General features: G+C 60.6%; 13 protein-coding genes and 1 pseudogene. 4 read left to right on the top strand and 10 right to left on the bottom strand.

Annotated elements, in window-relative coordinates; genetic code table 11:
• The first annotated feature begins 15 nt into the window (after positions 1–15).
• The 3 genes from ARC39_RS04885 to ARC39_RS04875 are packed head-to-tail and all read left to right on the top strand — an operon-like array spanning position 16 to position 2,678.
• A complete protein-coding gene (locus ARC39_RS04885; protein WP_068110884.1) occupies positions 16–876 on the top strand; it encodes a carbohydrate ABC transporter permease in 861 nt (286 codons plus the stop codon).
• Entirely contained in the window at positions 873–1,697 is an 825-nt protein-coding gene (locus tag ARC39_RS04880) for a carbohydrate ABC transporter permease (RefSeq protein WP_068110881.1), read from the top strand. The genes ARC39_RS04885 and ARC39_RS04880 overlap by 4 nt, the downstream gene beginning before the upstream one ends.
• A 3-nt stretch (positions 1,698–1,700) precedes the next feature.
• On the top strand, positions 1,701–2,678 hold the full coding sequence (locus ARC39_RS04875) for an ABC transporter ATP-binding protein (protein WP_068110877.1): 978 nt from the start codon (positions 1,701–1,703) through the stop codon (positions 2,676–2,678).
• Between the two features lie 310 nt (positions 2,679–2,988).
• Here ARC39_RS04875 and ARC39_RS26095 read toward each other — a convergent pair whose 3' ends face one another.
• The 10 genes and pseudogenes from ARC39_RS26095 to ARC39_RS04830 form a co-directional block, all read right to left on the bottom strand.
• A complete protein-coding gene (locus tag ARC39_RS26095) occupies positions 2,989–3,264 on the bottom strand; it encodes a DDE-type integrase/transposase/recombinase (RefSeq protein WP_236545126.1) in 276 nt (91 codons plus the stop codon).
• A 470-nt stretch (positions 3,265–3,734) separates the two neighbouring features.
• The gene (locus ARC39_RS04870; RefSeq protein ID WP_068110874.1) at positions 3,735–5,630 is read right to left on the bottom strand and encodes a bifunctional sugar phosphate isomerase/epimerase/4-hydroxyphenylpyruvate dioxygenase family protein; all 1,896 of its coding nucleotides are present in this window, start codon (positions 5,628–5,630) and stop codon (positions 3,735–3,737) included.
• Positions 5,631–5,658: 28 nt separating this feature from the next.
• Positions 5,659–7,455, bottom strand: coding sequence for a thiamine pyrophosphate-binding protein (locus ARC39_RS04865; protein WP_068110871.1), 1,797 nt, complete (start codon positions 7,453–7,455; stop codon positions 5,659–5,661).
• A pseudogene (locus ARC39_RS04860) lies at positions 7,455–8,870 on the bottom strand (aldehyde dehydrogenase family protein); the annotation flags it as partial. The pseudogene ARC39_RS04860 and the gene ARC39_RS04865, both read right to left, overlap by 1 nt.
• 38 nt (positions 8,871–8,908) lie before the next feature.
• Complete coding sequence (locus ARC39_RS04855) at positions 8,909–9,727, bottom strand: sugar phosphate isomerase/epimerase family protein (RefSeq protein WP_068110865.1); 819 nt, start codon at positions 9,725–9,727, stop codon at positions 8,909–8,911.
• On the bottom strand, positions 9,724–10,656 hold the full coding sequence (locus ARC39_RS04850) for a hydroxymethylglutaryl-CoA lyase (protein ID WP_068110863.1): 933 nt from the start codon (positions 10,654–10,656) through the stop codon (positions 9,724–9,726). Before ARC39_RS04850 ends, ARC39_RS04855 begins: the two co-directional genes overlap by 4 nt.
• 44 nt (positions 10,657–10,700) lie before the next feature.
• Positions 10,701–11,975 carry a TRAP transporter large permease gene (locus tag ARC39_RS04845; protein WP_068110860.1) on the bottom strand — a complete coding sequence of 425 codons (1,275 nt, stop codon included), beginning with the start codon at positions 11,973–11,975 and terminating at the stop codon, positions 10,701–10,703.
• A complete protein-coding gene (locus tag ARC39_RS04840) occupies positions 11,972–12,508 on the bottom strand; it encodes a TRAP transporter small permease (protein WP_068110857.1) in 537 nt (178 codons plus the stop codon). The genes ARC39_RS04845 and ARC39_RS04840 overlap by 4 nt, the downstream gene beginning before the upstream one ends.
• 69 nt (positions 12,509–12,577) lie before the next feature.
• Positions 12,578–13,582 (bottom strand): DctP family TRAP transporter solute-binding subunit, encoded by a 1,005-nt coding sequence (locus tag ARC39_RS04835; RefSeq protein ID WP_068110854.1) that lies wholly within the window; start codon positions 13,580–13,582, stop codon positions 12,578–12,580.
• 21 nt (positions 13,583–13,603) lie between these two features.
• Complete coding sequence (locus ARC39_RS04830) at positions 13,604–14,506, bottom strand: shikimate dehydrogenase (protein ID WP_068110852.1); 903 nt, start codon at positions 14,504–14,506, stop codon at positions 13,604–13,606.
• A gap of 95 nt (positions 14,507–14,601) precedes the next feature.
• On the opposite strand from ARC39_RS04830, the gene ARC39_RS04825 reads away from it, so the two are divergent.
• Entirely contained in the window at positions 14,602–15,297 is a 696-nt protein-coding gene (locus ARC39_RS04825) for a TetR/AcrR family transcriptional regulator (RefSeq protein WP_236545125.1), read from the top strand.
• The last annotated feature ends 453 nt before the right edge of the window (positions 15,298–15,750 follow it).

Here is a 15,750-nt window from a genome sequence, read left to right as displayed (position 1 = left end):
GCCGGGAATGCGCCAATGAGAAAAAGATCCCCCTACCCCTATTGGTTCGTGCTGCCCGCCGCCGTGATCTTCACGGTCCTGTTCCTCGTGCCGACCATCGCTTCCTTCTGGTTCAGCCTCACCAACTGGGACCTCTTCGACGCCAGTTTCATAGGGTTCGAGAATTACCAGCAGTTCTTCTCTGAGCCGTTCCTGCTACGCGGCGTCGTCAACACGCTTTTCTTCGCGGTCCTGACCTCCGGCGCCAAAACCGTGCTGGGCCTGCTGCTCGCGGTGTTGCTGACCTCCGGCATGTTCGCGCAAGGCCTCCAGCGCTCGATTGTCTTTTTCCCGGTACTCGTCTCGACCATCGGCGTCGGGCTGCTCTTCACCGAACTCATGCACCCGACCGAAGGCGTGATCAATCTCGCCCTCGGTGCCGTCGGAATCCCCGGCCCGGGCTGGCTGACCAACCCCAAGCTGGCGTTATTCTCGGTGGCCATGGTGGATATCTGGCGCGGTGTCGGCCTTGCCACGCTCATCTACATCGCCGGCCTCGCCTCGATCAGCCCCGATTACTACGAGGCCGCCCGCATCGACGGCGCCACCCGCCTGCAGCAATTCTGGCGCGTGACCGTCCCGCTCGTCCGCCCGGCTACGACCACCGTCATCATCCTGTCGCTGATTGGCGGCCTGCGCCTGTTCGACCTCATCTGGGCGATGACCCGCGGCGGCCCCGGCTTTGCCTCCGACGTGCTCGCCAGTGTCGTCTACAAACAGTACCAGGCCGGTTTCTACGGCCTGTCCACCGCCGGCAACGTCATCCTGTTTCTGCTGATTGCAGTCCTCGTGGTGCCGCTCGCATTTCGCTTCTACAGAAAGGAAGTGGACCAGTGACCCGCCGCCAACTCATCACCGGGCTGATCTCGCTCGCCTGCGCCTTCGTGATCTTCGTGATCCCCTTCATCTTCGTCTTCATCAACGCCTCGAAATCGGCGGCGGAAACTGCCCGGCTCAGTTTTGCCCTGCCGCAGGAATGGCGCTTCTGGCAAAACCTCGTCGAGGTCGTGCAGGCGCGCGACTACCAGTTGCTGCTCGCCTATTTCAATTCCATCGTCATCACCGTGGGGGCAATCACCCTGCTGGTGATATTCGGGGCGATGGTCGGCTACGTGCTTCAACGCCGCAAATCCGGCTGGAACAAGGTCATCTACGGCTTCGTGCTTGCCGGGTTGATGATGCCGCCCGCCGTTGTGCCGACGATCTGGGTGCTTCAGGGGCTGGGCTTGTTCAAGACACTGCACGGCATGATCCTGATCCAGGTCGCCTATGGCCTTGGCTTCTGCATTCTGTTGTTCCGCGCCTTCGTTTCCACTATCCCGCGCGATCTTGACGAAGCCGCGATCGTCGACGGTGCAAAGCCCTGGCAGGTCTTCTTCCGGGTGATCCTGCCGCTGATGAAACCCGTCACCGTGACCGTGATCGTGGTCCAGTCGATCACCATCTTCAACGATTTCACCCACCCGCTCTATTATCTGCCGGGCAAGGAAAACGTGACGGTGCAGCTGACCCTCTACAACTTCCAGAGCCAGTTCGTCAGCCAGTTGAACCTGCTGTTCATGAACATCCTGCTGGTCACCATCCCGCCGCTGCTCGTTTTCATCTTCTTCAACCGCCAGATCGTCGCCGGTATGACCGCAGGCGGAGTAAAAGGATAACCAATGGCACAAGTCGTCCTCAAGAACGTCAAGAAGAGCTTCGGCGCCGTCGAGGTTATCAAGGGCGTGGACCTCACGATAGAGTCCGGCGAGTTCTGCGTCTTCGTTGGCCCCTCGGGATGCGGAAAGTCGACCCTGCTGCGCATGATCTCCGGGTTGGAGGAACAGACCTCCGGCACTATCGAGATCGACGGGAAGGACGTGAGCAACGCCGAGCCGTCGAAGCGCGGCATCGCGATGGTGTTCCAGAGCTACGCCCTCTACCCGCATCTGACGGTGCGCGACAATATCGGCTTCGGGCTGAGCCTCGCGCGAACGCCCAAGCCCGAGATCAAGCGCCGCGTGGAGGAAACGGCCGAAATCCTGCAACTCGGCCCCCTGCTCGACCGCAAGCCCAAGGAACTGTCCGGCGGCCAGCGCCAGCGCGTTGCCATCGGCCGCTCCATTGTTCGCAACCCAAAGGTGTTCCTGTTTGACGAACCGCTGTCGAATCTCGACGCCGCGCTGCGCTCGCAGATGCGCATCGAATTGACCGACCTGCACGCGAACCTCGGCACGACGATGATCTATGTCACCCATGATCAGGTCGAGGCGATGACAATGGCCGATAAGATCGTGGTGCTGAATGGCGGCGTGATCGAACAGGTGGGCAGCCCTATGGACCTTTACGAACGTCCGGCCACGCCCTTTGTCGCGGGCTTCATCGGCTCTCCCAAGATGAACCTCTACGAGGGCAAGGTCGCCGAAGCGATGGGCTGCGCGACCTACGGCATCCGCCCAGAGCACGTGGTAATCTCCGACGCCGAGGGTCAGTGGACGGGGCGGGTTCGTCACGTCGAGCGGCTCGGCGCCGATACGATCGTGCATCTGGAGGTTCCAGACCTTGGGCCGCTGGTCGCGCGCGTCGAGGGGAGCCGAACCTTCGAACCCGGTCAGCAGGTCAAGGCAACTCCGATGGCAGAGCGGGAATTCCGGCACTAAAGCCGACAGGACGGTGGCGGGAGCCTTCCAATCGATTCAGAGCGATTTGATGCCTGGCCATGGCCCGAGCGAACAGGTCAGGTTGCGCTGTCAGCCGGACTTGGCCTGGTCCCTTCAAGAGCAAAGTCGCTGTGCCATATGGCGCGCCACGACCGCGCCATTCGGCGAGAGCGGCAGCACCGTTCTTCTCGAAGACGGCTCTCGGTCATGAGTTGCGCTCTGCGTTGCGATAATCAACGACCGAGGCGTTGACGCCGGCGAACATTTGCAAGGTCCGCATCCGCCAACAACGTCGCATTGCTCGCGCTCGTCACCAGGAATGCAGGTGCGAAATCTCCGCCCGATTGTTCAGCCGGCGGCCGCTTTGCCGTCGCGCCGACGCAGCAATCGCCTTCAACGCCACTCCACGGCGTCGAAGAGGTGCAGTGACACGTGATCGAGGGCGACCGTACCGGCACAGTCTTTTCTTTGTGAAATTCACTGCCGACTTCCTGTCGCGCACCTTCGTCACGCAGCTTTTCAGGACCGCATTCTCATGGTCGACAGCGCTCCATAGGTTGTGGCGCGAAACCCAAAACCTCCGCATGTTTGTCGCGGATATCAAAGGCGAACAACGGGCCTAAAATGCCACCGGAAGCAACGCTTGGCTGACCTCTATGCCACGCCCGTGCAGAAGGTCCTCACACTTCCTGAGCGCAGGAGAAAGCCGCACATAGAGCATACTCGAAAGGCCTGTGATCTCAGGGCTCGACTTGAAGCGCATGCACGGATTGCGTTGATTTACCCGAGACGGCCACGAGAGCGCCCTGCCCGGCTGGAACCAAGCTCCGCAGACATCACCCTCGCAGGTGCCTTCGGCGGTCGCTTCCACCAACGCCACCAACTGGAAACAACCCACGCCGCTCAATTCATCAAGTCGCACGATTTGGCAGAATGAAACACTGCGACGGAACGTGGTGGTTTTGGCACAAGACACCGTGACGATAACCCATTGGCATCTCGCACGGTTCTCGGTCGGGCCTTAGCCGATAACGCTTAGTGCGTTTCGAAATAGCTTCACCGCCTTGGTATGCCGGCGGGGCGCGATAGACGCTTGAGCGCCGCGGTTCGGTATGGGGCGTTGGCGGCGCCGTAGCCGTTGTAACCGCCTCGCCGGTCGACCACCTCAAAGAAAAAGCCATCACCATAGGGGCGGGAGTAGAACTGGTAGTAGCTGCCTCCGGTATCGTCCTCATCGTAGAGGATGTTGGCGGCTTTGAGTGCGGCGACGGTGTCTCCGGCCAGTGCGAAACGCGACTCGATTTCGCGGTAGTAATTCTCGGGAATGGGCAGAGGCTCGAACCCGTTTTCAGCGAGCTTTTGAGCGGTGGCGAAGACATCCTCGGTCGAGAAGGCCAGGTGCTGAACCGACGAGCCAAAACTGTCGGAGACAAAACGGCCCGCGAAGGTCCTGTGCGTATCAACGCCATTGAGAGTGAAGCGTAGTGAGCCGTCTTTGCTCTGAAGCGCCCGGGAGTGGACGACTCCGCCAGGGTCGGCCACGTCCACTTCAGGTGCCTTTTCGATCTCAAAGATCGACGTGTAGAACAATGTCCAGGTGAGCATTTCCTCGTGTTTCATGACCTGGGCAATGTGATCGACGTTGACCAATCCGACCGGGTTTGCGGCCGGATCCGGATTGATCCGGCGAAATTCGGTGTCCCAGACCTCGGCCAACTCAGATGCCCGGTCAAGAAAATGCAACACCGAGCCGCCCACGCCGCGGATTGCGGGAATGGCGAGCTCTCCCTCGCCACGCCGTTGTGAGAACAGGTTGGCGCCAAGCGCCTCCGCGCGCTTTGCAACTGCGCCAGCGTTTTCTACCAGCAGGCCAATGTCGCACACGCTGGTTCCGTGCATCACGTACGACGAGTGGGCGAAGCCCTCTTGCTCCGTGTTGACGACGATGTTGATATCTCCCTGCTGCCAGAGCGTAACCGACTTGGCGATATGCCTGGCCACTGGTGTGAAGCCGAGGGTGCGCAGCATCGTCCCGAGGATTTCCGCTTCTTTCTCGTTGGCGGAGAACTCGACGAATTCTACCCCCAGCACCCGTCCCTTCGGCGGCATCTCGGGCAGGTCGATTTGCAATGCGGGTTCGGCTCTGTGCATTTGATCGGCGAGGTAGAGTATCGATCGATAGCCATCAACCGCGGCGATGCGGGCACTGCCCCCGCGGACCTGGTCGTTGAGTATCTCAAGACTGTACGGGCCGTCGTAGCCGGTCGTGGCAACGGCACACATGAAATCCAGCAAGGGCAGATCCCCTTCGCCGGGCATGTTGCGGTAATGCCGGGACATGTACTCCAGATCCATGTCGATCTTCGGTGCATCCGCGAGTTGCACATGGAAGATCCGGTCTCCTGGGATTGCCCGGATTCCGTCGGGATCAACATTCGCCGCGAGAGTATGGAAACTGTCGAGGATCAGGCCGACAGAGGGATGCCCGGCCCGCCGCACGACCTCCCAGGCGTCTCGGTAATCCGAGACGTATCGGCCCCAGGCTCGGGCCTCGTAGCCGATCCGCATGCTGCGCGCGGCGGCGCGTTCGCCCAATTCGGCAAAGTCCGCCGCGATCCGGTCGACGCCGCCAATACTCTCTGGATGCGTGGTGGAACTGACCAGCAGAAGATCTGTGCCAAGCTCTTCCATCAAGTCAAAGCGCCGTTCGATGCGCGCGAACGCCTTGGCCCGCAGCGGCTCGGGCAGGCCCTCGAAATCCCTTACTGGCTGGAACAGATCAATCTTCAATCCGTGTTCGCGCACCATCGCACCAATCTCGCCCGGTGAGCCGCTATGGGCGATGAAGTCCTGCTCGAAAATCTCGATCCCGTCGAACCCGGCATTCGCGATCGCAGTCAACTTGTCGTTGAGATCGCCAGCGATGGAGACAGTGGCAATTGAGGTTTTCATGGCAAGTTCCTTCGTAGGGAGGGAAGCGTCAGTCGGTCGATACGTGGCCCGCGTTGCCTTCGGGGGAGTATATATCGAGGATGTTCCAATGCCCGGAGGTCGGTGTCGGGTTATTGATCATCGCCACGTCGATCACCGTCGGCTTCCCGCTGGCAATCGCCGCTACAAGCGCCGGCCTGAACCCGTCTGCGGATCCTACACGCACGCCGTCGCAACCGTAGGCCCGGGCGATCATGGCATAGTCCGGCGTCTGCTCCTCGGGGGTCGCCGCCCGCGGAAAGGTCGTGCCGTGCGTTAGGCCATAGTTTGCCTTCTGGAGCCCGGCGATGGTGCCGTAGGCGTTGTTGTTCATGATGATCCAGATGACGGGCGCCCCCTCGGCCACTGCGGTGGCCAGCATCGCCGGGTTTTGCCCAAAACCGCCGTCGCCGACAAGGGAGATCACCACGCGGCCGGGAGCGGCGATCTTCGCCCCGATGGCGGCCGGCGGGCCAAAGCCCATGGTGGCGAACCCACCGGGGATGAGGATCGAGCCCGGCTCCAGGATGTCGAACTGCTGGGCGACGCCATTCTTGTTCCAGCCCACGTCCGACGTGAGGATCGCATCGCGCGGCATCGCGGCACGCAGGTCTGCGAGGATACGCTCGGGCATCATCGGGAAGGCGTCGGAGCGCCGCATCTCCGTGTTTTTCTCGGCGAAATCCTTGCGCTCCGCGGTGATCCTGTCGGCCAGCCCCGGCGCCTTGCGGCCATCTGGCAGTATCTCGCGTGCGACCCGGTTCAGCACCTTCAGCGCCGATTTCAGGTCGGCCACCACACCGATTTCGGTCGGATAGTTGCGGCCGATCTCCTGCGGTTCGATATCGATGTGGATCAGCTTCGAGCCGCCGTCGCCGATGTCGAAGGTATATTCGGGATACCAGGACGAGCAGTCGGCCTCTTTGAAGCGCGTACCGAGCGCCAGAATCCAGTCGGCGCCGAGCGTCTGCTCGTTTGTGAACTTCATCCCCCAGAACCCGGTCATTCCAAGAACCAGCGGATGATCGTCCGGCAGCACACCTTTGCCCATCAGCGAATGACTTACCGGGATTTGCATATGGTCGACGAACTCCCGTAGCTCGTCATAAGCCCGCGCACGTGCGACGCCGCCGCCCACGTAGAGGACCGGCGACGTTGCTGCGGCGAGGTGGGACACGATCTCGCGCGCTGTTTCGTCGTCAATGGAGGGCTTCGCAAGGGTCTTGGCATTCCCCTTCAGGCGGTCCCACAGGGCGACCTCGATCTCGGCAGAGAAGAGGTCCATCGGCACGTTGACCAGCACCGGCCCGGGCTGGCCGCTCTCGGCCAACAGGAAGGCCTTTTCCAGAATTTCCGGCAGCAGTTCGGGTGTATCCACCCGCCAGGCGCGCTTCACGAAGGGCCGGTAGATCTCGTACTGGCTTGCATCGGCATGCAGGTTGATCTCCTGGTGCGGATGCTTGCCGTAATAGTAGGAAGGGATATCGCCGGCGATCACCACCATCGGGACACAGTCCAGCGCCGCGTTGGCGACACCAGTCGCGGCATTGGTCAGACCCGGCGAGAGATGCGACAGCAGCACGGACGCCTTGCCCGTCACCCGCGCATAGCCATCGGCCGCGTGGGCCGAGATCTGTTCGTGTCGCACGTTGACGAAGCGGATCTTCGAATTGGCCAGCGACGACAGAACGGCAATGTTTGTGTGGCCACATAGCCCGAAGATGTGCTCGATGCCGCGCCCTTCGAGGTAGCGAATGATCTGGTTGGACATCAGATCCTTGCCAGGCGCGATGTTGTCCTTCGCCATTACATCACCTCCGTGTTGTAGAACTCACCGAACAATTCCTCGTCGGAGGGCCGGTCAATCGGGATCGGACGGGCGACCCAGGTGACGTTCATGTAGTGCTTGAGCGAGACATTCTCGTTGGTGATGTTGCCGCCCCAGATGCCGCAGCCGAGGCTCGACGTCATCGGCATGCCGTTCTCGAAGCTGCCCGCGTTGGCCTTGGACTGCGGCTGGCGGACCATCACCCGGCTCACCGGCGCGTTCTCGGCGTGACGCAGGATGCGTTCTTCGTCGAAGGAATAGATACCGCAGGAATGACCCTTGCCGCCGACCTCGTATATCTCGCGCACCATGCGCAGGGCATCGTCGAAATCCGCAGCACGATAGAGCGCCATTGTCACCGAGAGCTTCTCGCGGCTGAAGGGATGATCCTTACCGATCCGATCCTGCTCGACCATCAGGAACTTGCGGTCGTCGGGCAGGTCGAAGCCAGCGAAATCGGCGATGGTCTTTGCCGAGACCGCCACGGTCTCGATCCGCCGCGAGCCGTCCTCCTTCCAGAGTGCCTTTGCCAGCAGTTCCTTCTCCTCGGGCGAACAAAGGTATCCACCCTCCGCGATGAGCGACTCCTTCATCTGCTCATAGACCTGGTCAACGATGATGAGGTTGCCATCGGCCGAGCAGCCGGAGCCGAAATCCGACATCTTGGAGATACGGCTGTTCATCGCCGCCTCCTTGATGTCGGCTGTCTCATCGATCACCATCGTCGAGTTACCGGCGCCGACGCCGTAGGCCGGCTTTCCCGAGGAATAAGCGGCATGCACCATCGGCTTGCCACCGGTGGCGAGCGTCAGGTCGCATTGTGCCATCAAGTAGTTGGTCATCGGGATCGAGGGCTTCTCGACGCACTGGAACATATCCTCCGGCGCGCCCAGCTTCTTCAGTGTCGCGCGCATCACGCGGACCATCTCGAAGGTCGTGGCCTTGGCCCGCGGGTGCGGCGAGAAGATCACCGCGTCCTTGCACTTGATCGCGTAGATGCCGGTCACCGGCGGCGTCAGCTCGGGGTTCGTCGTCGGGATCAGCGAGGCAATCACTCCGGCCGGCTTGGCGATCTTGGTCAAGCCCTTGACCGGGTCATCTTCGATCACGCCCACGGACTTCTGCCGCAACGCGTCACGCAGCACGCCCAGCACCTTGAAGCGCTTGCCGGCACGGCCCGCGCGGTCGCCGATACCGCTCTCGTCAACGCCCATCTGCGCGATGCGAACGAAAGTCGTCTCGTTGCCGCAATTCCATCCAAGTGCCTGGGCAAGCCGGTCCACCTGGGCCTGGTCGTAGTCCTTGATCTCCTCCATCGCCTTGCGGGCACGGGCGAGCATCGCGTCGACGGTTTCGATTTCTTCCTGGGTAATCTCTCGGGCCATCTGGGTCCTCCGGGGATGGGTATGTCGGCCTCGGGCCGGATATTGGTTTACAGCCCCGTCGCGTCAAAGACGGAGCGGGCCGCGTCGATACAGTTCTTTGCATGTTGCTCTGGACCGAGTTCCGCCATGCGCGCTGCGTGTGGCAGTTCGATCGAGAGCGGAAGGTTCGGAAACAGGTAATTGACCGACCAAAAGTCGATCGCCCCCTCGCCCGGATACAGGCGGGCGTCGCGGGCGATGTGGATCATCTCCTCCTTGGTGAATGCGAGATCCTCGGCGTCACAGATGTGCAGGAAGTTGATCCATTCGGAGGGCACGCGCTCCAGAGCAAGAAGCGGCTCCTTGTTGAAATGCATGTAGAGCGTATCGACCAGGACGCCCTGGTTGCGCCGCCCGGTGCGGTCGAGGATGTCGATCACCTCATCCAGCGTTGTCAGCCTTGAGAAGGCTGGAAACTCCAGGTTGACGGTCAACCCAAAGGGCGCGGCGAGGTCGCAGATCTCTGCGAAGGTCTCCACGATGTACTTTCGGTCGTTGCGAACATCGGTCCAGGCCGAGCAGATGACATGGCGAGCACCGAGTTCTGCGCCGGCTTCGAATGCGGGCAGGAACTGTGTCGGATCGAGCCCGCGAACGATACGCATCAGCTCGATGTCGAAGCATTCCAATCCGGTTTCGTCCAGCGCCCGTTTCGTTTCCCGGATGATCTGCGGAGACGTGGGGTCAATGTCCGGCTCACCGGGCACACCGAGGTGGAACAGCCGATAGCTGACGCATTCAAAGCCTGTTCTCGCGGCAATATAGGTCTGCTCGGGTGGAGTGACGCCGGGCACCGTCAGATACGACAGTGAATACTTGTGGCTCATTCTGCATCTCCCGTGCTGGATTTCCATGGCGGCGACGGAACGTGGCTCACCCTGGCGGGCAGAGCGCGCGCCAGAAGATGCTCGGCTGTAGCAACGGGGGCGCGCATGGCTTCCCAGTCAATACCCGTGGACAGCCCGACTTGCTCGCAGGCAAACGCAGCGTCTTCCGTTGCGATATTGCCGGTGGCCTTGGGGACGAACGGGCAGCCACCCAGCCCACCAAGTGCAGCATCGAATATCCGCACACCGGCTTGCAGACCGGCGAACATGTTGGCCAAACCGAGGCCACGGGTGTCGTGCAGATGAAGCGAAAGTTTCACATGTTCTCCGAGTTCGCCCTGTAGCCGCTTGCAGAGTTCGAAAACCTGCCGCGGATTGGCGAGCCCGGCGGTATCGGCGATGTTGATTTCCTGCACGCCCAAGGCCGCGAAATCGCGCGCGATTTCCAGCACCTTGGCAGGATCCACCTTCCCTTCGAAACCGCAGCCGAGTGCCGACTGGATACCGGCGCGCACCGCCACCCCCTCTGCGAGCGCCTTTTCAATCGTGGGGGCAATAGCGGCCCGGCCCTCGTCGACACTCCGGTTCGTGTTCTTGCGCGAATGGGTCTCGGAGGCCGACACCGAAATTGACAGGTGTTGCGCGCCGACAGACAGCGCCCGGTCGAGACCTGCCTTGTTCAGGACCAGCGCCGAGTACACGATGCCGGGCTTCCGCTCGATCCGTTCGAACAGTTCATCGGTATCGGCCATTTGCGGCACCCATTTCGGATGCACGAAGGATCCGACCTGGATCCGCTGAACCCCGGCGGTTTCCAGTGCCGTAAGGAAACCGAGTTTCTCCTCAATGGAAAACAGGCGCTTCTCGTTCTGCAACCCGTCGCGCAGAAACTCGTCCTCGATCAGGACCGCGCCACTCAGGTCGAACATCGTATCCTCCGAGGTTGATGGTGAATTGACGGTTGTACAGGACATCAGAACCCCATGACGCGCGGTAGCCAGATGACGGTTTCAGGTACGAATGTTAGAATAAGGAGGACCAAAACCTCGACAAAAAAGAACGGAAGGATCGCGCGCGTGAGCCGCACCATGCCAACATTGGCTATTCCTTCCGCCACGAAGAGGCAGAGCCCCAAGGGCGGCGTGATCAACCCGATCATCAGGTTGAAGATGACCAGGATGCCGAAATGTACTGGATCGACCCCGAGCGAGACGGCGATCGGATGCAGGATCGGCACCAATACCAGCATCGCGGCGATACCCTCAAGAAACAGCCCGACAAAGAGAAACAGCAGGATCACCGCGATCAGGAAGGTGGTCTTGCCGTCGACATTTGCCAGCACCCAGTCGGTCAGCATGTTGGGCACGCGGTTGTAGGTAAGCAGCCAGTTGGCAGCGCCCACAGCGGCGATGATGATCAGGATCACCGAGCTGTCCCTCATTGCGCCAGCGAAGATGCGGGGCAATGCCGAGAGGGTGATCTTGCGATAGACGAAAATCCCGAGAACCAACGCATAGGCCACGGCAAAGGACGCGGCTTCGGTTGGCGTGACGACACCAATCAGGATCGAACCGACGACGAACACCGGCATCAATAGTGGCAATATGCCTTCAAGAAGCGCCGCGCCAGCCGGCTTGGCCGACAGCTCGATTGCCTGATCGACGTGATCGACCTTGACCGTCAGAAGAACGTAGCCTGACAGGAACAGGGCGAGCAGGAGCCCGGGCACGATCCCGGCGAGGAACAGGGCCGGAACCGACACACCTGAGACGATCAGCGCATAAATGATCACTGGGATCGACGGCGGGATGATCGGGCCGATGACCGAGGAGGCTGCCGTCAGCGCCGCGGCGAAACTCCGATCATAGCCGTGCTTCTCCATTTCCGGGATAAACACCCGGCCAATCGCCGACGTATCCGCCACGGCCGAACCGGACAGGCCCGCGAAGATCACGGACGCCCAGATGTTGACCATGGCAAGCCCCGCACGCATGCGCCCGACGAGAACGTTGGCGAAGGCAATGATGCGACCTGTGATGCCACTCTCGTTCATCAGCTCACCGGCGAGAACAAACAGCGGAATGGCCAACAGCGGAAAGGAGTTCAGGCTGCGGAACATCTCCGTGGCCACGATGCGTATCGTGTAGGGAGCTTCGCCTGTCGCCATGAAAACCAGAAGCGTGGCAATGATCGCAATGGCGATGGGCAGGCCGATGAGCAGACCGATGATAAGGATGGCATAGATCATTGCACGCCCTCTGCAGGAGCCGCGCCCAACCGCTCAACGAGTCGCAGGAGTGCCGCGATGCTCAGCATCAACCCGCCAATTGCGATGGCGTATTGCCAGGTGCCGGCCTTGCCAATCCACTCAAGTGCGGTCACGCCGCTTGTATCTGCGAGCCAGTCGGCCGTGGCCTTGAGGCCGGAGCTGTCAACGCCACCACGTCGCAGTGCGAATGCATGTCCGGCCACGACGAGTGCAAGTCCACAAACGACCGTAACGACGTCCGATGCGATCCAAAGCCAGCCCCGCATCCGTTCCGGCAACAGGTCGGAGACCACCGAAAAACGGATATGGCAGTCGGTCATGTACGCATATGCTATTCCGAACATCACACCGTAGATTGTCAGGTAGATCGGAAGCTCCTCGCCCCAGGCGATCGACTTGCCGATCGTGTATCGGCGCACTGAATTGACGAAGATGATGGCGAAAACCAACGCCATGGAACAGCCGGCGCCAAAGGCAAAGACGTTCCGGACACTCCGAGTGATCTTTTCCATGGGTATTCCGCTATCTGGGTGGAAATCGCCGGGGACAAGACGGTGCGTGTCCCCGGCAGGAGAGACGGATTACTGAGCGGAGGAGACCGCTTCCTGAAGGCGATCGATCCATGCAGCATCGTCACCCAGTTCCCCGCGAAGGTACTCGATCACGGCTGGCTGCGCCTTCTCGGCAAAGGCAGCAATCTCCTCAGACGTCGGGGAGTAGACCTGCATGCCTTCCTCCTGCACCTTGTTCACGCCTTCCGCGGTGCCCCACTGCTGAATCGCCCGCCCCATGGTGCCAGCAATACGCGCAGCTTTCTCGACCACCTGTTGCTCGGCCGGAGATAGCGATTGGAAGAACTCGTCAGAGATCAGGATGAAGTCGGCGGCATAGACGTGCCCGTCGAGGGTCATGAACTCCTGCAGCTTGTGAAGCCCATTGTTGTAGATAACGCCGACCGGGTTTTCCTGTCCGTCGACGACACCGGTGGACAGCGCGTTGGGCAGTTCGGTCCAGGCAATTGGCGTCGGTTCTCCGCCAAGGCCCTTTACCATCTCGACATAGAGCGGGATCGGCTGGACGCGGAACTTCAGGCCCGCCATATCCTCGGGGTTGCGGATCTCACGGGTGTTGTTGGTGAAGTTGCGAAAACCCGTTTCGCCATAGGCGAGTGTGCGCAGACCGGTCTGTTCGAGGCAATGCTCAGCCAGGGCGTCACCAAAGTCTCCATCAAGCACGTCCCAGGCGATCGTTGCCGAAGAGAAGGTGTAAGGAATGTCGAGCACGCCGGCCGCCGGACAGATCTTGGACATTGCGCCCGAGACCAGCACCACCTGGGTCAGGCCTTCCTGGGCCTGACCGACCAACTCGTCCTCGTTGCCAAGCGCACCGGCCGGGAAGAGTTCGACGGTAAGATCGGTTTCGCCTTCGACGACATTCTTGAATACATGCGCGGCTGCACCTTTCTTCGATGCCGTCCAGTCGTCGGGGTCGACATGCGCAACCCGGATCGTCTGTGCTCCGGCAGCCGAAGCGATTCCGATTGTCAGAACCGCTGTGGCGGCAAGCGTGGTGAAGTTGAACGTCATGGAGTCCTCCCTTATTCGCGTTCAGTTTTTCGGTTGATCTTTTGCTTTCAGGTCAAAGGCATCGAAGGTCGCCTTCATCCGCTTCGGATCGGCGGGATGCCCTGTGAAGAGCTGAAATGCGCGAACGGCTTGAAACACGGCCATTCCGGTGCCGCCGAGAGTGCGACACCCCCGGGACCTAGCTCCGCGAAGCAACTCTGTCTCCAACGGGAAATAGACGATGTCAGCGACCCACATCCGAGGCGTCAGCAAGTCCAAGGGAAAAGCCGATCCGGGCAGCTTCGCCATCCCAACAGGCGTCGCGTTCACGATCCCTTCCGGAGCGTCTTGTGCGGCGAGACCCGCCAGGTCGGCGACCGCCATCGCATCAACGTCCGCACGGTTGTTTGCCACCTGTATCGCGAGCGCTTCGGCCCTGTCGGAATCGAGATCGAAGATCGAAATGCGCTGGACGCCACAGTCAACCAGAGCATGCGCGACCGCAACGCCCGCTCCGCCCGCACCAAGCAACAAGACGTGCCGGTGTGGACCGGCGCCAAACTCACGACGGAAGCCCTCGGCAAATCCCCACAGATCTGTGTTGTGACCGGTTCGCGTGCCGTTCCTGAACACGACTGTATTCACGGCGCCGATGGCGGAAGCATTCGCTGACAAACCATCCAGCAAAGGAATGACTTCGATCTTGAACGGATACGTGACGTTGACGCCGCAATAGCCTTCGCTTTCGACCCATTCGAGCATCGACGCGAGTGTTCTTCCCGCGAACGCATCATCGTCCATGTCCAACAGCCTGTAGGCGCATGTCATTCCCTGCGCTCTGGCTTCCGCCATATGCATGGCCGGCGTGCGAGACCGAGTGATCCCGCGACCGATCAACCCGACCCGGATATCCGTGCCGCCGTCGATGACAGACTGAACCGACATTTCAGGATGCTCCTCCCCTGCCGTCCCGCGATTCGCTTTCGCCGACAATGGACCGCGTGGTTAATTTGGTCAACCGAAATGTACCGCATGGTTAAATGCTGGACAACCGCGCCTCAGCATGGGAAACGGAAGTCATGGACGGCGAGAGAAACGACTCCGAAAAAAAGGTTCGGTCCTGGAAGCAAGATCCGAAGGCCGTGCGCGCAGACATCTTGCGCGCCGCCAAGGCAGAATTTGCGGAAAACGGGTTAGCCGGGGCGCGGATTCAAGATATTGCCAACCGTATCCAGACCTCGAAGAGGATGATCTTCTACTACTTCGGCGACAAGGAAGGCCTGTACCGAGCCGCTCTTGAGGATGCTTACAGGAGCGTTCGCAAAGGTGAGGCCGAACTGGATCTCAATGGATTACCACCCACCGAGGCGCTCCGTAGGCTGGTCCGGTTCACATTCGACCACCACCGCAACAACGCTGACTTCATTCGCCTTGTCATGATCGAGAACATTCATGACGGCAGACACATGCGAGCCATGGAAACGCTCAGCGAATCGAGCACGACGGCCATCGAACAGCTAGCACGCATCTGTGAGGCAGGAATCGGCACGGGTGAATTCAGGAAAGATGTGTCACCCTTGGTGCTTCACTGGCAGATCAGCGCCATGTGCTTCTTTAACGTGTCGAACCGCCCGACCTTCTCGATCATATTCGGCGAAGAGCTGTTCACGGACAAAGCCCAGGGTGACCTGCGGGAGCAAGTTGTTCACGCCGTTCTGACATCCGTCTTGGCGTGATGCTCACCGGTCGAAGGTTATCGGTCTCTGAATGGACAGTGAGCCTGCCCCTCCTGCCGCGCCGGACTCAAATGGTCGAGGGCAACCGCGTGGACGGAGGCAAATGCTGTGTACTTCGCTTCCGCCGGAAGCGTTGCATCGCCCTCTCCTGTCGTCGAAACGGTGAGTGTTATTTCGCCGCCCGGTTGTTCGAGCATTGGTCTGCTTCTTGCGTCAGCGAGGCGTCGGTCGTCTTCAAAACCGCGCTATTGTAAAGGAGCAAGTCGGTCAGAAATCCTTCCGATGGCCGCACGCCTGCGTAGTTATTTCATGAAACCCAAGACAACTTGCCGACCGCGTACCCTTGTCGCCTACCTTCCAGAGTTTCGCCTCAGTGGTCGACCGCTCGCTGAAGGTAATCTCGTTCACCGTTGATATTCACGAGTACCTTGTTCAGTCGGCACCGCCACTGCG

This window comes from Tropicimonas marinistellae (assembly GCF_001509585.1).
In the GTDB taxonomy this organism is placed as follows: domain Bacteria; phylum Pseudomonadota; class Alphaproteobacteria; order Rhodobacterales; family Rhodobacteraceae; genus Tropicimonas; species Tropicimonas marinistellae.
The sequence above is the reverse complement of the archived record's forward strand: the minus strand, read 5'-3'. Positions and strand labels throughout refer to the sequence as shown.